The following is a 22,615-nucleotide window of genomic DNA, read 5'->3' as shown; positions in this document are numbered from 1 at the left end:
TCCTATCTATAGTAGCTAAACTTTTTCTCAAGTTTCTTAGCTATAATCGTAACAATACCAATCATGAGAAGATAGATAGCTCCTGCTAGAAACATTGGAATCAAGCTCGCATCACGATTGGCTGCAGTACGACTGGCTAGGATTAAATCTGAAATACCGAGTGCATAGACCAGAGAAGTATCTTTAACCAAACTCATAACCTCGTTAAATACACTTGGTAAGACAATCTTAGTGACCTGAGGCAAGATGATATAGCGAACGGTATCAAAAGGTTTCAATTTCAAGACCTTAGCTGCTTCATATTGTCCCTGAGGAATGGTTGCAATCCCTCCACGGAATATTTCTGCAAAGTAGGCTGCATAATTAAGCGTAAAAGCAATAATAGCTGCTGGCACCCGATCTAGTCGAATCCCGATACTTGGGAGAACATAGTAGATAAAAATCAACTGTAGGAGCAAGGGGGTTCCACGCATTATCCAGATGTAAATGTCAATTATATAATGGAGGGGTTTCCAATGAACCTGTAAACAAAAGGCAATGATGATACCTAGAGGGATTGAAAAGAGCAAGACCAGTACAAAGACCTGTAAAGTCATTGTCGCACCGCTCAATAAACTTGGTAATATCTCGAATAAATAAGACATAATCCACCTCCTAAAAATAATTGTTCCTATTATAGCATAAATAAACATAAACACAAGATATTTCTGAAATTTTCATGAATTTCCAATCTTTCATAGTCAGATTCTGTAGAAAAATCACTATTTTTATCGAAAATTTCACTTCTTATTTTATTTCTTAGATAAATAGTTCAGATGTCACAATTCCAGACAAGATTCCTTCCGTTTCTCGTCAATTTCATGGTATAATAGATGCATGATGACAATAGTATTATTAATTTCTGCCTATCTGTTGGGTTCCATCCCTTCAGGACTTTGGATTGGACTAGCCTTCTTTAAGATAAATTTACGTGAACATGGTTCCGGCAATACTGGAACAACCAATACCTTCCGTATTTTAGGTAAAAAAGCGGGTATGGCAACCTTCGTAATTGACTTTTTTAAGGGAACCTTGGCAACTCTGCTTCCCCTTATCTTCCATGTACAAGGAATCTCTCCTCTAATTTTTGGTCTCTTAGCCGTAATTGGGCATACTTTCCCAATTTTTGCTGGATTTAAGGGAGGTAAGGCTGTCGCAACCAGTGCTGGAGTCATTTTCGGATTTGCTCCTGCATTTTGCCTCTATCTAGCAGTAGTCTTCTTTGGAACCCTATATCTAGGAAGCATGATTTCTCTCTCTAGTGTTACTGCTGCCTTTGCTGCTGTTTTGGGAGCTCTAGTTTTTCCACTCTTCGGCTTTATCTTAAGTAATTACGATCTCCTCTTCACTCTTATTATCATAGCACTCGCAGGAATTGTAATCATACGTCATAAGGATAATATCAATCGTATTCAAAACAAAACTGAGAACCTAGTTCCTTGGGGGCTAAATCTCACCCATCAAAACCCTAAAAAATAGAGAAGATGATGGGATATAAAAATGAAGTTTTCGCCAGATTTTCATTTCAAACACTAAAAAACGAGGTCGGGATTTTTCCCAGCCTCGTTTGTGTTTATTTAGATTTGATATAGTTGATACCATCCGCCTTCGGCGCAACAGCTTTTCCAAAGAAGGCTGCTAGGACGACGATGGTCAAAAGGTATGGTGCAATCTGCAAGTAAACAGTTGGAACTCCTTGTAAGAAAGGAAGTTGTGAACCAATAACTGCCAAACTCTGTGATAGTCCGAAGAAGAGACTTGAAAGCATAGCTCCTACAGGATTCCACTTCCCAAAGATCATAGCTGCAAGAGCGATAAATCCTGGTCCTACAATCGTTGTAACTGAAAAGTTGACGGAAATTGACTGAGCATAGATAGCTCCTCCGATTCCCCCAAGGAAACCTGAAATCACAACACCCAAATATCTCATCTTGTAGACATTGATTCCCAATGTATCAGCTGCTTGTGGATGTTCACCAACTGAACGAAGGCGAAGTCCAAAGCGTGTTTTGAAAAGGATAAACCATGCTAAGAATGAGAAAGCAATTGCAAGGTAACCAAGTAAACTGGTTGACTTGAAGAAGATATCTCCTAGAAATGGAATATTGGCTAAGACTGGGAAATCAAAACGTCCAAAGGTTTGAACCAAGTTGTCCGTTTGCCCCTTGTTATAGAGGACTTTTACCAAGAAAACAGCCAAGGCGGGCGCCATCAAGTTTAGCACAGTACCACTGACAACATGGTCAGCACGGAAATGAACTGTAGCAACTGCGTGAATGAGCGAGAAGATAGCTCCGACTAATCCACCAACTAGAAGAGCCAACCAAGGAGTCGCTGCTCCTAAATCTTGAGCAAATTCAAGGTTAAAAACAACTCCAGAAAAGGCACCCATGACCATGATTCCTTCAAGACCAACGTTAACAACTCCACCACGTTCAGAGAAAACTCCTCCGATACTTGTGAAAATAAGTGGTGCTGAGTAAATCAACATTGAAGAAACCATAAGGGTTAACATTGTTGTAATCGACATCCTTATTTACCTCCTTTAAGTTGTTTTCTTGGTTTGACAAAGCGTTCGATGATGTAATGAACACTGACAAAGAAGATAATTGAGGCTGTAACGATACTTACAAGCTCAGATGGCACTTGAGCAGCATTCATACCAGGTGCTCCAACTTGAAGTACTCCGAACAAGAAGGCTGCAAATAGAATTCCAATCGGTGAGTTTGCAGCGAGTAGACTAACCGCCATTCCGTTAAAGCCGATCGCCAATGATGAACCTTGGACATAAACGTTTTGGAAGGTACCAAGTCCTTCTACAGCTCCACCTAGACCTGCAAGAGCCCCTGAGATAATCATTGATAGAATAATGGTGCGTTTAGCTGAAATACCTGCGTATTCAGAAGCATTTGGATTGAGACCAACTGCACGGATTTCAAAACCGAGAGTTGTCTTCTTAAGCAAGAACCAGATTACTGCAACTGCAATGATGGCAAAGAAAATCCCAATATTCATACGAGAGTTACCTGTTAACTCAGCAAGCCAAGGTGTTTGATAAGTTGCGTTTGCACTTACTCTAATTGATGAGTCAGTACTTTGCATGATATCTTTAGGGAAAGAGTGGATAAAGGCATTACTTGTATAGAGAACAATATAGTTCATCATGATGGTTACGATGACTTCAGATGTTCCAAGATAGGCTCTTAAAATACCGGGAATGGCACCAACGATTCCTCCAGCCACCAGCGCAATGACAACTGTCGCAAGAATCAACAATGGACGTGGCAAATCTGGATTTGAAAGAGCGAACCAGCCACTCATAACCCAACCAGCGAGTGCTTGTCCTGGAAGACCAACGTTAAAGAAGCCAGCACGACTCGCAACTGCAAATCCAAGAGCAATCAAGACTAATGGCCCCATTGCACGGAAGATTTCACCAATACCACGAACACTACCAAAGGCTGTGTAGAACAACTCTTCATAACCCCAAATAGCATCATAGCCAAAAATCCACATGACGATGGCCCCAAGCAAGATTCCAAGAATAACAGAAATCAAGGGAACCGAAATTTGTTGTAATTTTTTAGACATCACTCTTCTCCTTTTTCCAATTCACCACCAGCCATCAAGACACCAAGTTCTTGCTTGTTGGTTGTTTCTGGCGTTACAATCCCTTGAATCTTACCATCATGGATAACAGCGATTCTATCTGAGACATTTAGAATCTCATCTAGTTCAAAGCTGACTACAAGGACAGCTTTCCCATTATCACGTTCTTGAATCAAGCGTTTGTGAATGTACTCAATAGCACCGACGTCCAAACCACGAGTTGGTTGGCTGACGATGAGGAGATCCGGATTTCGATCAATCTCCCGAGCGATGATTGCTTTTTGTTGATTTCCTCCAGAAAGGGCAGAAGCTGGAACAATCTCACTAGCAGCACGAACATCAAACTCCTGCATTAATTTTTTCGCATAGTCAATGATATTCGTATAATTTAAAATTCCCTTCTTGCTAAGAGGTTCTTTATAGTAGGTTTGAAGAGCGATATTTTCAGAAATCATCATTTCCAAAACCAAGCCATCACGGTGACGGTCTTCCGGAACGTGACCAACGCTCAGTTCAGTAATTTGACGTGGATGCAATCCTACAATGGACTGACCTTTCAATTCCACACTACCAGACTCAATCTTACGAAGTCCTGTGATAGCTTGGATCAATTCAGACTGACCATTCCCATCAATTCCGGCAATTCCGACAATCTCACCAGCTCGAACATCGAGTGAAAGATTTTTAACAGCAGGAACGCCACGGTTTTCATTAACAAGCAAGTCTTTGATGGAAAGAACGACTTCTTTAGGTTGAGGTGCTTGCTTCTCAGTTTTGAAGGAAACAGAACGTCCCACCATCATTTCTGCCAAGTCAGCATTAGTTGCACCAGCAATCTCAACTGTTTCGATTGATTTCCCACGACGGATAACTGTAACGCGGTCAGAAACTGCACGAATTTCATCTAACTTGTGGGTAATCAAGATAATTGATTTGCCTTCTTTGACCAAGTTCTTCATGATAGCCATCAACTCATCGATTTCTGATGGTGTTAAAACGGCAGTCGGTTCGTCAAAGATAAGAATATCGGCACCACGATAAAGTGTCTTCAAAATTTCAACACGTTGTTGAGCACCAACAGAGATATCTGCTACTTTGGCAGAAGGATCCACAGCTAGTCCATAACGCTCTGATAGTTCGTTAATTTCTCGAGTTGCTCGAGCAATATCTAGAACACCATTTTTGGTTAATTCGCTTCCCAAAATGATATTTTCAGCAACAGTGAAAGCCTCTACCAACATAAAGTGCTGGTGAACCATCCCAATCCCTAGGCTAGCGGCTTTTGATGGAGAGTCTAGTTTCACAACTTGACCGTTAACCACAATTTCACCACTAGTTGGTTCTAGAAGCCCTGCAAGCATGTTCATAAGAGTGGACTTACCAGCTCCATTTTCTCCTAAAAGTGCATGAATTTCACCTTTACGAAGTTCAAGGTTAATCTTGTCGTTAGCGACAAATTCACCAAAAACTTTGGTAATTTCACGCATCTCAATGACATTTTCGTGTGCCATGTGCTCTTCCTTTCAGAGTTTTATTTTGTTTCAATAAAACCTGCTAAAAAATCTTAACAAGCTCTATTGAGACAAAACAATTTGTCTCAATTCTTAAAGAAGCGGCCACAGGCCGCTCCCCTAAGAAATGACTTTCATCCATTATTTTTCAGGAACTTTTACACTTCCATCAAGGATTTTAGCTTTTGCATCTTCAACAGCTTTTTTACCTTCTTCAGAAAGGTTAGTTGTTACTAGATCAACCCCTTTATCCTTCAATGAGTAAACGATCACTTGACCGCCAGGGAATTCACCTTTTTCAGTTTTGTTTGCGATATCTTGAACTGTTGTTCCGACTTGTTTCAAAGTAGAAGCAAGTACGAAGTTTGATTCTTTACCATCTTTAGAAGTGTATTTACCTTCTTCAACTTGGTCACGGTCTACACCGATAACCCAAACTTTTTCGCCTTCGTTTTTGCTTTCATTCAAAGATTTAGCTTCTGAGAAGACACCTGCACCAGTACCACCAGCTGCTTGGTAGATTACGTCTGCACCTGCAGCGTATTGAGCTGCAGCGATTGTTTTACCTTTAGCGGCATCACCAAATGAACCAGCGTAGTCTACTTGTACTTTGATAGATGGGTCAACTGACTCAACACCAGCTTTGAAACCAGCTGCGAAACGAGAAATAACTTCAGATTCCATACCACCTACAAAACCAACTTGTTTTGTTTTAGTAGTTTTAGCTGCTGCTACACCTGCAAGGTAAGCTGCTTCGTTATCAGCAAATGTTACACTTGCTACGTTCTTTTGATCTTTAATCACATCATCAATCAAAACATAGTTCAAGTCTGCATGTTCTTTCGCTGCTTCTTCAACTGCATTGTGAAGGGCAAAACCAACACCATAAATCAAGTTGTAGCTTCCTGCTGCTTGGTTCAAGTTGTTAGCGTAGTCAGCTTCACTTGTTGATTGGAAGTATGTGTAGCCTTTATCTTTTGCAAGATTGTGCTCTTTACCCCAAGCTTGAAGACCTTCCCAAGCTGATTGGTTGAATGATTTATCATCAACACCACCAGTATCTGTAACGATAGCTGCTTTAGTCTTCAAATCAGAAGATGAAGATGCTGCGTTACGAGAAGAGCGATTACCACATGCAGCAAGTCCAAATGCTGCTACTGCAACTAGACCAAGGCCTAGCCATTGTTTCTTGTTCATTACTGAACCTCCTAAATAAGATGCGCAACGAAGTTGCAAGTATGGATTGATTGGCCACAAGGACCCTTGTCACTCAGGGAGTGACGCAGACTAACTAATGCAAGTCTGTAAATGAGTATGGAAGTAATTCCCCGACCGTCATCTCGACCGTCGATTTATCTTTGGCAACTAAAGTCACCTTTAGATCTTGTTCAAAAAATTCGACCATAACTTGGCGACAAGCTCCGCAAGGAGAAATAGGTTTCTCAGTTTGACCATAGACAATCAATTCTGAAAACTCACGTTGTCCTTCAGAGACAGCTTTAAAAATGGCTGTTCTCTCACCACAGTTGGTCAAGGGGTAGCTAGCATTTTCAATATTGCATCCTGTATATACACTTCCGTCCTTGGCAACCAGAACGGCACCAATTGGAAAGTGTGAATAGGGTACATAGGCGTTTTTACTAGTCTCAATCGCTAAGTCAATCAACTCAGTAGTCGCCATCTGCTAACTCTCCTTTTAAGATTGCTACACCTGCAGATGTTCCGATACGAGTAGCTCCAGCTTCAACAAAAGCTACAGCATCTGCATAAGAACGAGCTCCTCCTGCTGCTTTGACTCCCATGTCTGGACCAACAGTCTGACGCATTAACTTAACATCCGGTAGGGTTGCACCACCTGTTGAGAAGCCTGTTGACGTCTTGACAAAGTCTGCTCCTGCTTTCTGGGCTAGTTGGCAAGCCAAAACTTTTTCCTCATCAGTTAACAAACAAGCCTCGATAATAACCTTAACCAGTTTGTCTCCGCTTGCTTCAACAACTGCTCGAATATCTGACTCAACTAATGCAGTATTTCCTGATTTGAGTGTGCCAACATTGATAACCATATCAATTTCGTCAGCACCATTTTGGATAGCTTCTTTGGTTTCATAAGCCTTGACAGCTGAAGTTGTAGCTCCAAGAGGGAAGCCTACTACTGTACAAACCTTGACATCAGTATCTACGAGTGCAGTTTTGGCATGTGAAACCCAGCAAGGATTGACACAAACACTGGCAAAATCATAGTCTTTGGCTTCAGATAGCAAACGATCAATTTGTTCCTCTGTCGCATCTTGCTTTAAAAGCGTATGATCAATGTATTTATTTAGTTTCATTTCGTTTTTTCCTTAAATTAGGAGATAATTTCAATGATTTCACGCGTTTTTATCGCTTCATCACTTATCTTAATTTTAACATAATTTTGGAAATCTGTAACTAGTTCCGGAGAAATTTTGCCATTTGTATATACTTTTGCAACAATTTCACCCTTTCTGACAAAGTCTCCAACTTTCTTCTCAAAAACAATCCCCGTCTCATAGTCAAGGGCGTCTGTTTTCACTGCACGACCAGCACCCAATCTCATGGCAAAAAGACCAAACTCCATGGCTGGAAGTTCTGCGATAATACCATCCTCCTGAGCAGGAATATCAACTACATGCTCAACCTTTACTGGACGATAGAGGTCTTCTAAATCTCCACCCTGAGCTACAACCATCTCTTCGAATTTCTGGAGCGCCTTACCATTTTCAAGATGTTGCCTTACTTCCTCAACAGTTTTTTCAACATTAGCTAAAGATAGCATAATCTGGGCTAACTCGCAGATAAAATGACTAATATCTTCACGTCCCTTACCTTGAAGAATTTCTAGTGCTTCTAGGATTTCCAAGCGGTTTCCAATAGCACGTCCCAAGGGTTGACTCATGTCCGTAATGACTGCTACTGTCTTACGACCTACCGCCTTACCAAGGTTTACCATGGTTTGAGCCAATTCACGGGCCTCGTCCACTGTTTTCATGAAGGCACCTTCACCCACAGTTACATCAAGTAAGATAGCATCAGCTCCAGCAGCAATCTTTTTACTCATGACCGAACTAGCAATCAAGGGAATAGTATCAACCGTTGCCGTCACATCACGGAGGGCGTATAGAAGTTTGTCAGCCTTAACCAATTGATCGGACTGGCCAATGACTGAGACACCAATATCCTGAACTTGTTTGATAAATTCATCCTGATTTCGTTCAATCTGAAAACCTTTGATGGATTCTAATTTATCGATAGTACCGCCGGTATGACCCAGACCTCTACCACTCATCTTAGCAACCGGAACACCAAAACTAGCTACCAAAGGTGCTAGGATTAAAGTTACCTTATCACCAACTCCACCAGTAGAGTGCTTGTCTACCTTAATGCCTTCAATTGGCGATAAATCAAATTCCTGACCTGTCTTAACCATGTTCATAGTCAAGTCAGAAATCTCATCGATAGTCATTCCCTGAAAATATACTGCCATAGCAAAAGCTGCCATCTGGTAATCAGGGACGATTCCAGATACATAACCTTCAATCAACCATTGAATCTCACTGGAGCTTAGTTCTTGGCCGTCTCTTTTTTTCTGGATTAGATCTACTGCTCTCATTCTTTCACACTTCTAAGGATATAATATCCCTTATCTTTCTTTACAACCTCACAATTGCCAAAAACTTCTTCCATCTTACTTTTGGCACTAGGAGCTCCTTGTTTTTTCTGGATGACGATCGTCAAATCTCCACCATCTACTAAAAAGTCTATACTTTTCTCGATGATTTCGTGGACTACTTGCTTGCCTGCACGTATAGGAGGGTTGGAAATGACATGGTCGAATTGTCCTTCTACCTGCTCATAAATATTAGACTGGAAGATAGTCGCTTGAACCTTGTTTTTTACTGCATTTTGCTGGGCTAAATCCAAGGCACGATTATTGATGTCCACCATCGTTGCTTGGGCACCATAAGCCTTAACCAAAGACAAACCTATCGGACCATAGCCACAACCAACATCAAGAATTTTTTCACCTTTTTCAATATCTAGACATCTTAACAACAACTGACTTCCAAAGTCAATCATTTTTTTACTAAAGACACCAGCATCTGTCAAAAAGGTCATCTTTTGCCCAAGTAGCTCAACTCTAAGCTCATGAACATCATGGGCTGCATCTGGATTTTCTGCATAATACATTTTACTCATGACACTATTTTACCATAATTTGACTTAAATTGTAAATCGTTTACAAAGGTATCAAGCCCTTTAATCACATTGTATTTTCTCAAAAATAATATAAATCGGATTAACATTAGGGACCTAGTAAAAAGCTCCCGACTGCCATGGTAATCGGAAAAGCAAAAATGCAAGCAAGACCAAAAAAGAAGAGCCAACACTTTCGTTTAAAGAAAGCTAGCACAAGGTAGCCAAGACCTATGAGGGGTAATAAGATAAACAAAACAAAAGTGGTCCAGTTATAGCTCTGAGTTCCTATCGTAAAGGAGAAATTCACCCAGTTTGGTGATAACCATAAAAAAATAACAAATAGGCTGAACAAACCCAGCGTATTTTCTCTTAATCCAGCTTTCATCTTAGCACCTCCTTTATAGGTTTTCCCCCTTATATTTTAACAAAGAACGCGCTTTTTCTCAATTGGTCAGATGGTTATTCTTTCTAAAATATGGTATACTAAGATATCAAACGAGGATATAGTATGACCAACGAATTTTTACATTTTGAAAGGATAAGCCGCGAAACTTGGCAATCCTTGCATCGCAAAACAACTCCTCCCTTGACCGAGGAAGAGTTAGATTCTATTAAGAGTTTCAATGATCAGATTAGCCTACAAGATGTTACAGATATCTATCTGCCACTGGCACATTTGATTCAGATTTATAAGCGTTCCAAAGAAGACCTTGCCTTTTCAAAAGGTATTTTCCTTCAAAGAGAGAGCAAAAAACAGCCCTTTATTATCGGAGTTTCTGGGAGTGTTGCTGTCGGTAAATCAACCACTAGTCGACTCTTGCAAATTTTGCTGTCTCGTATCGTTCCTGGAGCAAGTGTTGAACTAGTGACTACAGATGGTTTTTTATACCCAAATAGTGTCTTAATTGAGCAAGACATTCTCAACCGCAAGGGTTTTCCTGAGAGCTACGATATGGAAGCTTTGCTCAATTTTCTAGACCAACTCAAAAATGGTCAGGATGTTGATATACCTGTTTATTCCCATGAAATCTATGATATCGTGCCGGGTCAAAAACAACGAGTTCAAGCTGCTGATTTTGTCATTGTTGAGGGAATCAATGTGTTCCAAAATCCACATAATGCCCGTCTCTATATTACTGATTTCTTTGACTTTTCAATCTATGTCGATGCTGCTGTCGAAGACATTGAAAGTTGGTATTTGGATCGATTCTTAAAACTCCTTAGCTTTGCTCAAGATGATCCAGGCAACTATTACTACCGTTTCACTCAACTTCCTCTTAGTGAAGTGAAGGATTTTGCTCACCAAGTTTGGACCAGTATCAACCTCACCAATCTCCAAAATTACATTGAACCGACACGAAATCGAGCCGAGGTCATTCTCCATAAATCTAAAAATCACGAAATTGATGAAATTTACTTAAAAAAATAATTTTCCCTTGTCAAAACGTAAGTTTTCAGATATAATGGTATAGTTAGTAAAAATGGAGGTAAGAACATTGGCAAACATTAAATCAGCTATCAAACGCGCTGAATTGAACGTTAAACAAAACGAAAAGAACTCAGCTCAAAAATCAGCTATGCGTACTGCTATCAAAGCTTTTGAAGCAAACCCATCTGAAGAACTTTACCGTGCTGCCAGCTCAGCTATCGATAAAGCAGAAACTAAAGGTTTAATCCACAAAAACAAAGCTAGCCGTGATAAAGCACGTCTTGCAGCTAAACTTGGTTAATCTTTAACTGCATACAAAATGAGCTCTTCGGAGCTTTTTTTGTGCACATTTTCTGGAGGTTATTATGAAAATAGCTATCATTGGATATTCTGGATCAGGCAAATCTACTCTTGCTGAAAAACTATCTAAGCACTACTCCATCCCCAAACTTCATATGGACACACTTCAATTTCAGCCAGGCTGGGTAGACAGTGACCGTGACTGGATGCTTAAGCAAATGGAGACTTTCCTTACCAAACACAAAGATTGGATCATTGATGGCAACTACTCTTGGTGTTGCTATGAGGAAAGAATGGAGCAAGCTGACCAGATTATCTTTTTAAACTTTTCAGCGTGGACTTGTTTGCTAAGAGCCTTTAAGCGTTATTTAAAATATAGAGGAAAAGTCAGAGAAAGTATGGCTGCGGGATGTCCCGAGCAATTCAACTGGGACTTTATCCGTTGGATTCTTTGGGATGGACGAACGTCTTCTCACAAAAAACAGTACAAGCAGCTTTGTCGTGACTATGCTGATAAAGTCACAATCATCAGCAATCAAAAAGAACTCAATCAATTTATAAATCAAATATAAGATTCCTTAGAAATGAAGAGAATCGTGTTCATAGTTTCTAAATTGATACAAAAAACTGAAGGAAGTATAGTCCTACTTCTTTCAGTTTTTTATTGTCTCAATTTAGAAAAAACTTCTCCAATCTTACCTTCAATAACTAAATCAGCTTGGCTATCTTGAGGGGTGCTGGACTTGTTGATAACGACAAGATTTGACCCTGAAAAATAATTGATGAGGCTAGCCGCAGGATAAACGACTAAGGAAGTTCCACCAATGATTAATAAATCTGCTTGCTGAATGGCTCGAGCTGCTCGACTAAATACGTCCATATCTAGTGATTCCTCATAAAGGGTTACATCAGGTTTGACTACCTTGCCACAATCTAAGCAGTGGGGAACTGGACCTTCAAGTGCCAAAAATGCATTCAAATCATAAAAGCGATGACAGCCCAAACAGTAATTACGATCTGCACTACCATGCAGTTTCAAAACATTTTCAGAACCCGCCATTTCATGCAAGCTATCAATATTTTGCGTCACAATCGCCTTTAATTTACCTGTTTTTTCTAACAACGCTAGATAATCATGTGCTAAATTTGGCTTAGCATCTGGATAGACCAGATACTTTTTGTAGAAATCAAAAAAATCCTCTGGATAGCGTTCAAACATGGTGCGTGAAACCAGTTGCTCGGCAGTAAAATGGCGCCCCAACTTAAGACTATAAACACCATCAGAACTTCGAAAATCAGGAATATTAGACTCTGTTGAAACCCCTGCACCACCGAAAAAGACAATTCTTTGACTTTGATCTATCAGTTTCTGTAATTGTTCAATCTTATCCATTTTACCCCTCTTTTAGTTTTTTGTTCTAAAAAAGTTGAAAACCTTTAGCTATTATCAAGCAGGCTTTCAACTTTATTTGATTATGATTTAGATATTAAACTGACTACTTTTGGTCCTTTGACATAATTTGACGTTCTTCAAAGTCCTTATTCTCATCTATTTATCGGATTGAAGCAATGAACATGCTTATCATTTTGAGAACAAGAGTAATCACATGAATGGAATCTAACTTTAGTCTGCAATCAAAGTTTCTAGACCAACCTTCATCATATCTGTGAAAGTATTTTGGCGTTCTTCAGCTGTAGTGTCTTCTTCTGGGTTAACCAAGCTGTCAGAAATCGTCATAATGGCAAGAGCATCAACATGGTGTTGGGCAGCAAGATAGTAAAGGGCTGCTGCTTCCATCTCCACTGCTTTCACTCCCCACTTACCAAGTTCGATATTCTTCTCAAAGTAATTTGAGTAAAAGACATCTGAAGACAAGACATTACCAACGTGAGTGGTCATACCAAGATCTTTGGCGATATGGTAGGCTTTATCTAGTAAATCAAAGCTAGCGATTTGTGGAAAATCATATAGTGGCCAGTCGTTACGGATGATGTTTGAGTTGGTAGCAGCTGCTTGCGCCAAGACCAATTCACGGACGTGAACATCCTCATTCAAAGAACCAGCAGTTCCGACACGGATCAATTTCTTCACACCGTAATCGACAATCAATTCACGCGCATAGATGGAGATTGATGGCATTCCCATCCCTGTTCCCATAACAGATACACGATGGCCCTTGTAAGTCCCAGTGTAACCAAACATGTTACGGACTTCGTTAAAGCAAACAGCATCTTCTAAAAAGTTCTCAGCGATAAATTTCGCACGAAGAGGATCCCCAGGAAGAAGAATTTTATCAGCAATTTCACCCTGCTTAGCAGCAATATGGATAGACATAGTTTATGATACAAAGAGCGACCAGAAAGCGACTGAAAATTAGGAATCTGACGAGAAATCCTGATTTCACAGTCAGATTATCTATTTTCCGAGCTTTCCGCTCGTGTTCAAATTAGAACACACGCTCTACCTTTCTTTTTTATTAATAGGACAGGCGACAGAGAACAAAGTAAAAATAGAAAACTGGCGACGCATTGTAAATGCTAGACAGTTTATCTTTTTTACACAGCCTCTAGCCCGGGTTCAGTTTCAAACCCGAACTACCCTTCCTTTCATTTTTGTTTTTAGAAAAGCTTTCTGCTCGTGTTCAAATTTGAACACACGCTCTACCTTTCTATTATTTTTAATTTGTTAATGAATCCAAAAATGCATAGAGTTTTGCATTCATTTCTTGATAATCATATGCACGAATGACTTCAGGCTTTTGAACATAAGTCAATTTTTTGCTTTGTTCTTCCAAAACTTCTTCACCATCCGCAGCAATTAAGAGCTCTACTGTTTCTGGAGCAAATTCTAAATGAGCTTGGAAGGCATAGTGTTTAGGACTAAAGCGAATAATTTGATGTGGACAACCTTGACTGGTCGCAAGGACGACAGCTTCCTCTGTTAATCCCGGCATATCTCCATGCCAGTGGCCGGTATTTAAAGTTTGTCCAAAAACTTTGACATGATTGTCTTTTAATCCAGCTTCAGTTAGCGTTATTGGAAAAACACCAATCTCACGCTCTGGACTATGTTCATACTCTGCGCCATAAGCAACAGATAGGAGTTGAGCACCAAGACAAACACCAACAATATAACGATCTGCCTTCATAGCCTTTTGAATCAGCTCAATCTCTGCCTGAGGATCGTAGTATGGAAAAGCTTCCCGATCTTCATCTGGCGATTGAGGTCCTCCCATTACGATCAAAAAGTCGATCTCATCCACTGTCTCTGGTAATGCTTCATTCTCATAGACTTTGGTCGTGGTCACTTGATGGCCACGCTCCTGCGCCCATTTTAGATAAGCGCCCGGCACTTCAAAGGTTTCATGCAGTACAAAATGTACCTTCATCGTTTCTTCTCCCATCTCTTTCGAATCACGTAAGACAGACCAGCCGCAAGTACAAGCGGAATTGTCAAACTCCAAGTTTGGCCTGTAAATCCAAGGCTAAGGGCAATGGCTGTCAGAGGAGCTTTTAAGGTCGTCCCTAAAAAGACGGTCGCTCCTAGTAACATCCCTAGAGCAGGATCTAGATGAATCCCAACTGCTGTCAAAAGCAAGGTCACTAGGTAGCCAGAGCCAATCCCTAAGGCAAATGATGGTGTCAAAGTTCCTCCATAAGCACCATTGCGCAAGAGGAGATAAACCAGAAGCCCCTTCACTGCAAGAGCCAGTGGAAGATAAGGAATCGACTGGCTAGACAAGAGGGCTTGCGCTAGTGCCTGGCCATTTCCCATAAAGATAGGGAAAAAGGCTACTAGGCTCCCCAGCACTAGAAAGGCTAGCGGAAGAGCCCAAAGAATCGTCCCATCCTTCCGCCGTTTGTGACTAGCCCGCTTGGCGAGGAAAGCAAAGACCAGAGCCAAGGGAGTGACCAAGAAAGCAATCACAATAGCCTGTAAGAAACTGCTAGCCGACCATGAGACTGCGGACAGGTGATAAATAGCCTCCTGACCAACGATGGACTGAGCGACCCAGGTGGCCAGATAAGTGCTGGTCAAAACCAGTAGAAGGTTCTGCCAACTGTAGGCGAGTCCTAAGGTCTCAAAGACGAACAAACTACTGGCAAAGGGAACTTGATAGACCGCAGCTAAACCAGCTCCAGCACCACAGGCGACCAAGACTTTTCGCTCTTTGAGGGCTAGAGAAAAACCTTTCGCCAAGCGACCAGCTAGAAGAGCCCCGACCTCACGTGGTGCTCCTTCTTTTCCGACCGATGCACCTGCTCCGACAATCGCAACCTGCATACCTGCATGAAGGAGGTGGGCTAAGGGCGCTGGTTCCCTGTCTCCAGCTAAGTCAATTTGCTGGCGAATAGACAGAATCTTATAACGCTTTTGCAGGACATACCAGAAGCCAGCTGACAAACACCCAGTCACACATAAGACCAAAAATCTACGGAGACCTCCGGCTTCTTGAAATTGCTGGAGTAAATCCGACTTATCTTGGCCAAAGGCCAACCCTTGCACCCCTTCTAGTAGATAATGACAGGCAATTCCGACCAGACCCGTCCCTATTCCTAATGATAAAGTGGCTAGAAGCACTCTCAGTCCATAGGGAATACTTTGGAGTCGTACTCTCATAACATTACAATTCTGCAAGAATCGCTTTCAGCAAGCCTTTAAAGTCGCCTTTGACACGTTCGGTCACTTCTACCACTTCTTCGTGGTTGAGTTCTTCTTGGAAACCAGCAGCAAAGTTGGTAATACATGAAATACCAAGAACCTTCAAGCCAGAGTGTGCTGCAACGATAACTTCAGGAACGGTTGACATTCCGACAGCGTCTGCACCAAGTGTCTTATAAGCACGGATTTCAGCTGGAGTTTCATAAGTTGGACCAGTTACACCGATATAAATACCGTCATCAAGTTTAACACCAAGCTTTTCAGCAACTGCATGAGCTGTAGCACGGTATTCTGGAGTGTAGGCTTTTGACATGTCTGGGAAACGTGGACCGAAGTCATCTAAGTTTTCACCGATTAGAGGGTTTTGGCCTGTCATATTGATGTGGTCAGTGATAGCCATCAAAGTACCAGGACCAAAGCCGATACCACCAGCAGCATTGGTAACAATCACACCTTCACAGCCTAAAACTTTCATAACACGAACAGGGAAAGTAACAACTTCCAGCGGATTTCCTTCATAGAAATGGAAACGTCCTTGAAGGGCTAAAACTTTACGTCCTGCAAGCTCACCGTACACCAATTTTCCAGCGTGTCCAACAACAGTAGAACGTCCCCAGTTTGGAATCTCAGCATAGTCTACCACAACTGGATTTTCAATTTCTTCAGCAAGTTCGCCAAGTCCTGATCCAAGAATCAAGCCGAACTCTGGTGCTTCTACTCCCTTTTCTTTTAAGAAAGCAGCTGTTTCATTGATTTTTGCTAATAATGTCATTGTCTGTCTCCTTCATAATCTTTTAAAAATTGACCGATTTTGTCAAAGGTTTTTGCATTTCGAATAGTAATATTACGATAGAAAGGCATCTTAAGCAGGTACTTGTGATAGGCTGTTTTGCTATAGGTTTCTTCTGACAATTTGCCCCAGAAGATCCCCAGTTTCCCGAAATGAAGCACTTCATCTACCAGTTCCATACTTTCGACTTTCTCGATGACTTGCTTGATATCCAGTCCCTCAGTATAAAAGAGAACATCCTTTCGAGCCATTTCTTGGAACCACCATTCCGGAAGAGTTCTAAGCTCCTCTTCGTAGTCTTCTTGACTTAACAAGGAAAAACGTTGGATAAATGGATAATGTTCTTTAAAGAAATCCTGTAGCCTCTCAACCAACTGAGTTCTAGGTATACTAGTATCAAAGAAAATATTGCCACTATTGATGTAGGTTTCAACATTTTCCAATTCCAACTCTGTCAATTCTTGACGAAGCTGGGCCATGACCACCTTATGTTTTCCACCGACATTGATCCCTCTAACCAGTAATGCCAAGCGAGTCATCTTAAACCAATTTATCTAAGAAGCTTTCACCAATCATAGCCTTATCTACGCCAAAGTTATCAGCGATTGTTGCCGAAATATCAGCAAAATGACCGATTGGTAAGTGTCCATTTCCTTTTAGTGATGGGCTATAGGCCAAAAGTGGAATGTATTCACGAGTATGGTCTGTACCAGCATAAGTAGGGTCATTACCATGATCGGCAGTAATCATAAGTAGATCATCTTCTCTCATAGCAGCGATAAGTTCTGGCAAACGTTCATCAAACTCGTGCAAGCAATCGCGGTAACCATGTGGATCACGGCGGTGACCGTAAAGGGCATCAAAATCGACCAAGTTAGTGAATGAGAATCCTTTTTCAAACTCAGCAAGGCCCATTGTTGTCAAAAGCGTATCAATTCCATGGCTATTTGACTTATTGTGACCCATATCATGGTTCACCCCAGCACCGTTGAAGATATCGTTGATCTTACCAACCGCATAGGTATCAATGCCTGCTTCGTTTAGTTTGTCCAAAACTGTTGGAGCAAATGGTGATACAGCCAAGTCACGACGATTTGCAGTACGTGTGAAGTTTCCAGGCTCACCAACATAAGGACGTGCAATGATACGACCTAGAAGAGCTGGACGTTCCAATGTAATCGAACGAGCGTACTCACAAATACGATAGAGTTCATCCAAAGGAATAATGTCTTCGTGGGCCGCGATTTGAAGAACTGGATCAGCTGACGTATAGATAATCAACTCGCCTGTTTCCATTTGACGTGGTCCAAAATCATCGATAACAGCAGTTCCTGAGTAAGGTTTGTTTGCTTCACGGATTACTTTACGACCTGAAAATTCTTCAATCTTTGTAAGGATTTCTTCTGGGAATCCATTCCAGAAAGTATCGAAAGGTTCAGTGATATTGAGGCCCATGATTTCCCAGTGACCTGTCATGGTGTCTTTACCTAGTGAAACTTCCTCAAGTTTAGTGTAGTAACCACTAGGATTTGCTTCTGCGGGAACCGTTTTAAGGGCTGTCTCACGCTCGATGTTCCCAAGACCAATCTTAGCCATGTTAGGAACATTCAAACCAACTGATTTTGAAATATGGCCAAGTGTATCAGAAGCTCCATCTGGAACCCCTGCATTGACAAAGTTATTAGCATCTGGTGCTGCACCGATTCCTACAGAATCTAGTACCACCAAGTGAATACGATTAAATTTTGGCATAGTGTGTCTCCTTTTTTGATTATTTTGATTATTTCCCTTTTGTTGAAGTTAAAACCTGAACGCCAGCTTGCCCTGCAACAATCACTTTATCAACCATTTGATTAAATAAACCGTGCTCAACAATACCGACCTGAAGATCCAGTTGATGACCAAAAGCAATCGGGTCTTCAATAACACCTAAATCAAGATCAATGATGAAATTTTTCATATCCGTCACAAAACGTTGGCCATCTTTTTCACGAAAACTTGGCTTATAACCAGCTTTTTCAAAACGACGGAAAACCTGTTCTGCTCCGTATTGGACAACTTCGACAGGTAGTTTGAAAGCGCCCAGTTTCTCAACCATTTTGCTCTCATCTACCACCCAGATATACTGTTTGGTTGGTGTTGCAACTACTTTTTCCATTAGAAGTGCACCACCGCCTCCTTTGATACCATTAAACTGGCGATCTACCTCATCAGCTCCATCAACAGTCACGTCCACCTCATCCACCTCGTCAATCGACTTAAGTGGGATATTCAATCCTTGTGCCTGTTTTGTCGTTACACTCGAGGTCGTTACGGCTGTAATTTGAAGTCCTTCTTCTTTAATTCTACGTCCGATCTCCTCTACGAAATAATAGGCAGTCGAGCCTGTTCCAAGTCCTACAACCATTCCGTTGGTTACGAACTCAGCAGCCTTGATGCCTGCTATTTTTTTCAGATTTTCCACTTAAACACCTCCAAACAAAAAGCTACTTTTATTATAACATGAATACGCTTTAAATTCATCCTTGCACTAGAAAAACCCGAACATTTTATTTCGGGTTTCTGATTCTTATTTAACCATGTCAGGATCGTAGTCATAAAATCCTGTGTCAAGGAAACGATTTTTTGGATGGAGTTTACGGACTTGCTCATCCAACAAGAAGGCTTGGTCATGCGTAAAGCTTCCCTCTTGAATCAAGCTACGAGCTTGGATGAAGAGTTTTGCAATCTCAACAAAATCTTGCCCTGGAGTATATAGTCCCTCTAGTTTCCAATGAGTGAAACCATGCTCTACCAACTCTGGCAATTTGGTCATCAAATCAAGGTCGTTATTGGCAAAAATGTGAGTTCCATGATTGTCTTCAAAAATAGAGTAATGGCTATCTGGATCACTAGGCTCTGCTAAGAAGAGGTCGCGTTGACGTGTTTTTTCATCATCAATCTGAGTAAAATTATAGTAATTCTGCAAGAGTGGACGCTTAGAGTGGTGGATAACACTTGCTCCATAGACCAAAATTTCAGCAGGAATTTCCAAAATTTCAGGCATTTTAAAGAGTTCAGCTGATGGAATTTCACGAGCCAATACTGCCTCAGAAGCGCCAGCCTTTTGTCCCCAGAAATTGATCTGACGGCTGCTAGTTACCATCGTTGAGGCGTCATAGATGGTTTTAAAAGAATAACCATCGCGATTGACAACATAAAAGACACCTGCATCCCCAACAGTAATGTAGTCTGTTTTAATATCTTCCAAGAAATCAAGGAAGGGCTTGATACGATCCATCATATCCTGATGCATAAGGGCATTGACCGCTACGATCAATTCCTTACCTGCATCATGAACCAGACCAGCGATGGTTCTCAGTTCATCATAAGAAAAAGTCTTTGGCAAACGAAGTCCAAAATCTTTCTCACCAACATAGATGCGGTCAACTCCCGCCTCTAGTAATTCTTTTACTTGTTCAATGCTTTCAGCAGTTGCTGTAATAATAATCTTTTCCATAAGAAAAATTATACCACATTTCTGAAAAATCAGCTATTCCCTAAAATGATAAATTTACTTATTATTTTTGTAACCTTACTGTAATAATTTTTTTCTTGAAAAATGGTAAAATGAAAGAGTACTGTTAAGGAGAGAATCATGCCCGTAAGAAAATATCAATCGTATGAGTTTGAAGAAGAGGAAACTCAAACAACGCTATACCAAGACTATGTTCCAGAAACAACTTCCGTTGCTAGTTTGAAGGAAGTTCTTTTCTTTGTAAACATTGCTTGTTTTTGCGTCTTTTTAGCCTTGTTTAGCTTTATCTTTTTATCCCTCAAGTTCAATACAGTCTTAGCTTTTAGCCTAGCAATTGCCTTGAGTTTAGCGGCATCAAACTTTCAACGTTCAATGATTAAGAAGAAATTTTATTAGATTCAAAAGGTCGGGATTTTTATCCCGACCTATTTTTTATAGGATAGCTAAAAGGCTGCGACTAGAAAAGCGATACTTGGTCTACCACTTTCTAAGTCACAGCCTTTTTTTATTTATTTTTACGCTTGGATGGTGTTTGGATGGCGATTTTTACTTCAAAAATCGTACCATGTGGTTTGTTATCCTTAACACTAATGGTTCCTTTTAAGGCATCGACAATCTGCTTTGCTAAGGATAAACCTAGCCCAAAGCCACCTTTTTGGCGAGTACGAGCTTTGTCAACTCGATAAAAGCGATCAAAAATTTTCTTTTTATCTGCTGCAGAAATACCAATTCCATCATCAGCTACTGACAAATAGAGATTACGCTCCGTCGTAGCAATGACAAAATGAATATCTCCTTCTTCTTCTGTGTACTTGACAGCATTGTCAAACAATATAGTCATCAGCTGCTTAAGAAGCAGCTTATCTGTTATGATGGTCCGATGGATGCGATTTTCAAAATGAAAAGCACGGTTATTTTCAGACGCAATCATTTCATAGTTGGTAAAGGTTGTGTTAAAGAAATCCGGCTCTACCTCTCCTAACTCCGGTTTAATACCGTCATCACGACGAGCTAAATTAAGTAGATTAGTCGTTAAAAAGCGCATATTCCGAACTTCTTCTAGACTGGAGGCAATACTCTCACTTGACTCCATAATGGTTGCCTCAGGTTTTCTGAAAAGAGTTTCTAGACGATTTTGAAGAACAGCCAGTGGAGTTCGTAACTCATGACTGGCATTTTCGACAAAACTCTGTTGCTTCTGCATACTTTCAAGCAAGGGTTTGACACTAACGCGAGCAAGATAAAGACTAGCTATGAGTGATAAAATCCAGAAGCTGGCCATAACGACTACGATTAATTGCTCATGGTTTTGACTGATTTGCTCTAGCTGACTGGTATTAATCAAAACAGCTGCATACTTAATATTGGTCGAGACAGATTCAATATTCATCTCAGTCAGAATCACTCGATAAATCTCATCCTGCCCATAGCTATTCTGGACATGAAGCTGTCTAATGTGATTCAAATCCTTTTTATTAAATGTAACCCTATCAAGACCTAAAAAGCGATTTCCAGCTACTAGTTGATTTAAACTAGAGTCCAATAAAATTACTTCCGTATTAGAACTGACTGTAGGTTTGCTATTTGAAGGCGGCCCTACCGATTCACTGTTCAAATCTTTTACATCTTCTGTTGCACGGTTGACAGCCAACTGGATAACATCCTGAGGATTAGCACTGAGTGACAATAGCTTCTCATCAACTGAGGTATAAAGACTCGAATGCATAACCTGCAAGATAATCAAGGTCATAGCGGAGAAAATCAGGGTAAATACTCCAAAGTTACGAATAAAGTAACTAAAATCCTCCTCATACCAATTCTTTTTAATTTTTTTAAACATGTTTTAAAATATACCCAACACTACGCAAGGTTTGGAGATTTTCAGCAAAGACTGAGCCCTTTAATTTCTTACGAACTTTTGATACATAGACTTCTACCACGGAGATGGTTGTGTCACTGTCAAATCCCCACAAACGGTCAAAAATCTGTGTTTTTGGTAAGATAACATTTTGATTTTGGAGGAAATAAACCAAAAGATCAAATTCTTTACCCAATAATTCCACAACAGTATCATTGACTTTAACCTCATTGGTAGATAGATTGACAGTCAAATCACCATAAGAAAGAGTATTTTCATTGAATTTGCCAGAACGTTTGAGCAGCGCCTGAATACGCATCTTTAGTTCTTCTAGATAAAATGGTTTTGTTAGATAATCATCTGCCCCAAGCTCAAATCCATGACCTTTGTCATCGAGACTTTCCTTGGCTGTCATGATCAGAACAGGAGTCGAAATCCCTTTTTCACGTAATTCTTTTAAGACTTGGAAACCATTTTTTTCAGGCAACATCAAATCAAGCAGAATCAAATCATAAACGCCACTTTCAGCCTCATAGAGACCTTCTTCTCCATCAAAAACCTGCATGACATCCGCAAAATCATCCAGAAAGTCAAAGACTGAATTTGAAAGGCCTAGGTCATCTTCCACTAATAGAATCTTGATCATCAAAAATTCCTCCTTATTATACCTATTATAGCAAA

The 22,615-nt window shown here is 40.6% G+C and carries 26 protein-coding genes; 5 read left to right on the top strand and 21 right to left on the bottom strand.

Annotated features, from left to right (window positions below):
• Positions 1–2: 2 nt before the first annotated feature.
• Positions 3–644: an amino acid ABC transporter permease gene (locus QM406_RS02820; RefSeq protein ID WP_414273355.1), complete on the bottom strand. Its 642-nt coding sequence runs from the start codon at positions 642–644 to the stop codon at positions 3–5.
• Positions 645–876: 232 nt separating this feature from the next.
• Here QM406_RS02820 and plsY point away from each other — a divergent pair, with 232 nt between their 5' ends.
• Positions 877–1,518 (top strand): glycerol-3-phosphate 1-O-acyltransferase PlsY, encoded by a 642-nt coding sequence (gene plsY / locus QM406_RS02815; RefSeq protein WP_414273354.1) that lies wholly within the window; start codon positions 877–879, stop codon positions 1,516–1,518.
• A 94-nt stretch (positions 1,519–1,612) separates the two neighbouring features.
• On the opposite strand, the gene QM406_RS02810 is transcribed toward plsY, so the two are convergent.
• From QM406_RS02810 to QM406_RS02770, 9 genes are all read right to left on the bottom strand, one after another.
• Positions 1,613–2,569 carry an ABC transporter permease gene (locus tag QM406_RS02810; RefSeq protein WP_061862953.1) on the bottom strand — a complete coding sequence of 319 codons (957 nt, stop codon included), beginning with the start codon at positions 2,567–2,569 and terminating at the stop codon, positions 1,613–1,615.
• Positions 2,570–2,571: 2 nt separating this feature from the next.
• Positions 2,572–3,630, bottom strand: a complete 1,059-nt coding sequence (locus QM406_RS02805) for an ABC transporter permease (RefSeq protein ID WP_000038693.1) — start codon at positions 3,628–3,630, stop codon at positions 2,572–2,574.
• Entirely contained in the window at positions 3,630–5,159 is a 1,530-nt protein-coding gene (locus QM406_RS02800) for an ABC transporter ATP-binding protein (RefSeq protein WP_414273353.1), read from the bottom strand. The genes QM406_RS02805 and QM406_RS02800 overlap by 1 nt, the downstream gene beginning before the upstream one ends.
• 141 nt (positions 5,160–5,300) lie before the next feature.
• Positions 5,301–6,356: a BMP family lipoprotein gene (locus tag QM406_RS02795; protein ID WP_045763743.1), complete on the bottom strand. Its 1,056-nt coding sequence runs from the start codon at positions 6,354–6,356 to the stop codon at positions 5,301–5,303.
• Positions 6,357–6,450: 94 nt separating this feature from the next.
• A complete protein-coding gene (locus QM406_RS02790; RefSeq protein ID WP_060955898.1) occupies positions 6,451–6,840 on the bottom strand; it encodes a cytidine deaminase in 390 nt (129 codons plus the stop codon).
• Entirely contained in the window at positions 6,827–7,489 is a 663-nt protein-coding gene (deoC, locus tag QM406_RS02785) for a deoxyribose-phosphate aldolase (protein ID WP_414273352.1), read from the bottom strand. Before deoC ends, QM406_RS02790 begins: the two co-directional genes overlap by 14 nt.
• A 17-nt stretch (positions 7,490–7,506) precedes the next feature.
• Positions 7,507–8,790: a pyrimidine-nucleoside phosphorylase gene (locus QM406_RS02780; protein WP_414273351.1), complete on the bottom strand. Its 1,284-nt coding sequence runs from the start codon at positions 8,788–8,790 to the stop codon at positions 7,507–7,509.
• Positions 8,787–9,377, bottom strand: coding sequence for a class I SAM-dependent methyltransferase (locus tag QM406_RS02775; RefSeq protein ID WP_371608003.1), 591 nt, complete (start codon positions 9,375–9,377; stop codon positions 8,787–8,789). Before QM406_RS02775 ends, QM406_RS02780 begins: the two co-directional genes overlap by 4 nt.
• Positions 9,378–9,483: 106 nt before the next feature.
• Positions 9,484–9,762 (bottom strand): 1,4-dihydroxy-2-naphthoate prenyltransferase, encoded by a 279-nt coding sequence (locus QM406_RS02770; protein WP_414273350.1) that lies wholly within the window; start codon positions 9,760–9,762, stop codon positions 9,484–9,486.
• A 123-nt stretch (positions 9,763–9,885) separates the two neighbouring features.
• On the opposite strand from QM406_RS02770, the gene coaA reads away from it, so the two are divergent.
• The 3 genes from coaA to QM406_RS02755 all read left to right on the top strand — a co-directional run bounded on the left by coaA (position 9,886) and on the right by QM406_RS02755 (position 11,678).
• Positions 9,886–10,806 (top strand): type I pantothenate kinase, encoded by a 921-nt coding sequence (gene coaA, locus QM406_RS02765; RefSeq protein ID WP_414273349.1) that lies wholly within the window; start codon positions 9,886–9,888, stop codon positions 10,804–10,806.
• Between the two features lie 52 nt (positions 10,807–10,858).
• The gene (rpsT, locus tag QM406_RS02760; RefSeq protein ID WP_029689628.1) at positions 10,859–11,107 is read left to right on the top strand and encodes a 30S ribosomal protein S20; all 249 of its coding nucleotides are present in this window, start codon (positions 10,859–10,861) and stop codon (positions 11,105–11,107) included.
• A gap of 64 nt (positions 11,108–11,171) precedes the next feature.
• Entirely contained in the window at positions 11,172–11,678 is a 507-nt protein-coding gene (locus tag QM406_RS02755; RefSeq protein WP_414273348.1) for a DNA topology modulation protein, read from the top strand.
• Positions 11,679–11,767: 89 nt separating this feature from the next.
• Here the strand turns inward: QM406_RS02755 and QM406_RS02750 are convergent, their stop codons facing one another.
• The 9 genes from QM406_RS02750 to QM406_RS02710 all read right to left on the bottom strand — a co-directional run bounded on the left by QM406_RS02750 (position 11,768) and on the right by QM406_RS02710 (position 20,058).
• Positions 11,768–12,499: an NAD-dependent protein deacylase gene (locus QM406_RS02750; protein WP_414273347.1), complete on the bottom strand. Its 732-nt coding sequence runs from the start codon at positions 12,497–12,499 to the stop codon at positions 11,768–11,770.
• Positions 12,500–12,730: 231 nt separating this feature from the next.
• A complete protein-coding gene (gene deoD, locus QM406_RS02745) occupies positions 12,731–13,441 on the bottom strand; it encodes a purine-nucleoside phosphorylase (protein WP_414273346.1) in 711 nt (236 codons plus the stop codon).
• 343 nt (positions 13,442–13,784) lie between these two features.
• Positions 13,785–14,495 carry a type 1 glutamine amidotransferase gene (locus QM406_RS02740; RefSeq protein ID WP_414273345.1) on the bottom strand — a complete coding sequence of 237 codons (711 nt, stop codon included), beginning with the start codon at positions 14,493–14,495 and terminating at the stop codon, positions 13,785–13,787.
• The gene (locus QM406_RS02735) at positions 14,492–15,727 is read right to left on the bottom strand and encodes a chloride channel protein (protein ID WP_414273344.1); all 1,236 of its coding nucleotides are present in this window, start codon (positions 15,725–15,727) and stop codon (positions 14,492–14,494) included. Before QM406_RS02735 ends, QM406_RS02740 begins: the two co-directional genes overlap by 4 nt.
• Positions 15,728–15,731: 4 nt before the next feature.
• Positions 15,732–16,541 (bottom strand): purine-nucleoside phosphorylase, encoded by an 810-nt coding sequence (locus QM406_RS02730; protein WP_414273343.1) that lies wholly within the window; start codon positions 16,539–16,541, stop codon positions 15,732–15,734.
• The gene (locus QM406_RS02725) at positions 16,538–17,098 is read right to left on the bottom strand and encodes a DUF1697 domain-containing protein (RefSeq protein WP_414273342.1); all 561 of its coding nucleotides are present in this window, start codon (positions 17,096–17,098) and stop codon (positions 16,538–16,540) included. Before QM406_RS02725 ends, QM406_RS02730 begins: the two co-directional genes overlap by 4 nt.
• A 1-nt stretch (position 17,099) precedes the next feature.
• Complete coding sequence (locus tag QM406_RS02720; RefSeq protein ID WP_414273341.1) at positions 17,100–18,311, bottom strand: phosphopentomutase; 1,212 nt, start codon at positions 18,309–18,311, stop codon at positions 17,100–17,102.
• Between the two features lie 28 nt (positions 18,312–18,339).
• Entirely contained in the window at positions 18,340–19,023 is a 684-nt protein-coding gene (rpiA, locus tag QM406_RS02715; protein WP_061862936.1) for a ribose-5-phosphate isomerase RpiA, read from the bottom strand.
• 105 nt (positions 19,024–19,128) lie between these two features.
• Entirely contained in the window at positions 19,129–20,058 is a 930-nt protein-coding gene (locus QM406_RS02710) for a peptidase U32 family protein (protein WP_281335470.1), read from the bottom strand.
• A gap of 138 nt (positions 20,059–20,196) precedes the next feature.
• Here QM406_RS02710 and QM406_RS02705 point away from each other — a divergent pair, with 138 nt between their 5' ends.
• Positions 20,197–20,472: a DUF3270 family protein gene (locus tag QM406_RS02705; protein ID WP_414273340.1), complete on the top strand. Its 276-nt coding sequence runs from the start codon at positions 20,197–20,199 to the stop codon at positions 20,470–20,472.
• 109 nt (positions 20,473–20,581) lie between these two features.
• Here QM406_RS02705 and QM406_RS02700 read toward each other — a convergent pair whose 3' ends face one another.
• Both QM406_RS02700 and ciaR read right to left on the bottom strand, forming a co-directional pair.
• The gene (locus QM406_RS02700; protein ID WP_414273339.1) at positions 20,582–21,916 is read right to left on the bottom strand and encodes a sensor histidine kinase; all 1,335 of its coding nucleotides are present in this window, start codon (positions 21,914–21,916) and stop codon (positions 20,582–20,584) included.
• Complete coding sequence (gene ciaR, locus QM406_RS02695) at positions 21,909–22,580, bottom strand: two-component system response regulator CiaR (RefSeq protein ID WP_075231911.1); 672 nt, start codon at positions 22,578–22,580, stop codon at positions 21,909–21,911. The genes QM406_RS02700 and ciaR overlap by 8 nt, the downstream gene beginning before the upstream one ends.
• Positions 22,581–22,615 lie beyond the last annotated feature (35 nt).

The sequence above is a fragment of the Streptococcus infantis genome, from assembly GCF_047465035.1.
GTDB lineage: Bacteria > Bacillota > Bacilli > Lactobacillales > Streptococcaceae > Streptococcus > Streptococcus infantis_T.
Note: the sequence above shows the minus strand (reverse complement) of the source record. Positions and strands in the feature narration are given on the sequence as shown.